The organism is Moorena sp. SIO4E2 (genome assembly GCF_010671945.1).
Taxonomy (GTDB): Bacteria; Cyanobacteriota; Cyanobacteriia; order Cyanobacteriales; family Coleofasciculaceae; genus Moorena; species Moorena producens.
Map to the genome: position 1 here is coordinate 1 of NZ_JAAHIE010001166.1, position 1,542 is coordinate 1,542.

Annotated in this window: 2 protein-coding genes; one reads left to right on the plus strand and one right to left on the minus strand. The window is 41.6% G+C overall.

The window, feature by feature from the left end:
• Positions 1 to 531, plus strand: a 531-nt coding sequence (locus F6K37_RS41800; protein ID WP_287257142.1) for a zinc finger domain-containing protein, incomplete at its 5' end; no start/stop codon positions are given.
• A gap of 95 nt (positions 532 to 626) precedes the next feature.
• On the opposite strand, the gene F6K37_RS41805 is transcribed toward F6K37_RS41800, so the two are convergent.
• Positions 627 to 1,541 carry a ParA family protein gene (locus F6K37_RS41805; protein ID WP_287257143.1) on the minus strand — a complete coding sequence of 305 codons (915 nt, stop codon included), beginning with the start codon at positions 1,539 to 1,541 and terminating at the stop codon, positions 627 to 629.
• Position 1,542 lies beyond the last annotated feature (1 nt).

The window sequence follows — 1,542 nt, forward strand, 5'->3', positions numbered from 1 at the left end:
CTCTGTCACATGGCAGAGGATATCTGGCAATACCTACCTTACCAGAAATCCCATGAATCCGTGTTTGAGTCAGGTTGGGTCAAATTAGAGGAACAATGGAAAAACCCTGAACTAGCGGCGTCCTGGTCAACCTTGCGCACCATCCGCACAGAAGTAAATAAAGTACTCGAAAAAGCCAGAGCCGAAAAGATGATTGGCTCATCTCTAGATGCTAAGGTCTTGCTTTATGTTAAAGATCAACAATTAAAGCAGCGCCTGGAAGCTATGAATCCTTCCGATAGCCTGAGTGGAAATCAAGTGGATGAATTGCGCTATCTCCTCTTAGCCTCTCAAGTAGAATTAGTAGATTCCCTAGAAGCTATACAAACAGCAACCTATAGCGCTGAATCAGAAACTATAGCGCTAGGGGTAGTCAATGCAGAAGGCTTAAAATGCGATCGCTGTTGGAACTACGGACCTAAAGTAGGTACAATTGCTGAGCATCCTACCATCTGCGAACGCTGTAATGCTGCCTTAGCTGGTAACTTCTGAGGTAACTTGTTAACTGACTTGTAAGTTATTGGTGATTGAGAGATTGCTAAGGACAGTTAGCACTATTGGCCAGATCAGGGATTAGAGATTCAACACTAATCCCTGATTTGTTCCATACTCTTAATCCCCTCAAGCTTAAGTAAAAATTCTTCTGTCAACTTGAAGAATGCTTTAGAGCCAGCAGAATTAGGATGAGCGATAACTACAGGACTAAAACTATCCACAGCTTTAGCAACATTAACATCCATGGGAATGCGAATTTTAAAAATTTGGTTGCTATCGAAATCGTTATCAACTCGCCTCATCACTTGCTTATAGTACCTACCCATCAGTCCCCCGCCTGACAAAATAAAGATAATCCCCAACAGCTGCAAGTTAAGAGGACTATCCTGCTGATGACTTTCTTTGAGCCTGGCAATCCGTCTTTCTAGAAGTTGAATCCCTACAATAGATAAAGGTTCTGGTCTGGCTGGTAGCAGATATAAATCACTAGCCACAATGCCACTGCGAGTCAAAAGATTGTACCCAGGAGCGCAATCTAAAATAATAAAGTCATAGTTAGGGATAATTGGCTCTAAGATCCCTTTGATTAATAGACTTTCAAAGCGGCTCCAAACCTTACTAAATTCCACCTCCCCTTCCTGAATAGATTGCTTATGGAGTAGATCAGAGACTACATATTCATCATAAAGCTCAATATCTCCTGGCAATAAATCCAATCCTTTGATATTACAATTATCAGTTTGAATAATATCCTCAATTGTTAAGCGACTGCGATAGCTAGGTTTAGTGACTTTGTCAATTAACCGACTTAATGTCCGCCTTCCTTTTCTAGCTTTAGCAAATGCTTGGGGCTGCATTAAGCTCAAGGTTCCACTAATTTGGGTATCTAAATCGACCACCAAAACCCGCTTATTATGATTTTTGGCTAAGCAAGTCGCCAAGTTGACGGTGAGGGTGGTCTTGCCCACACCACCTTTCATATTGACTGTACTAATGACTAATCCCATT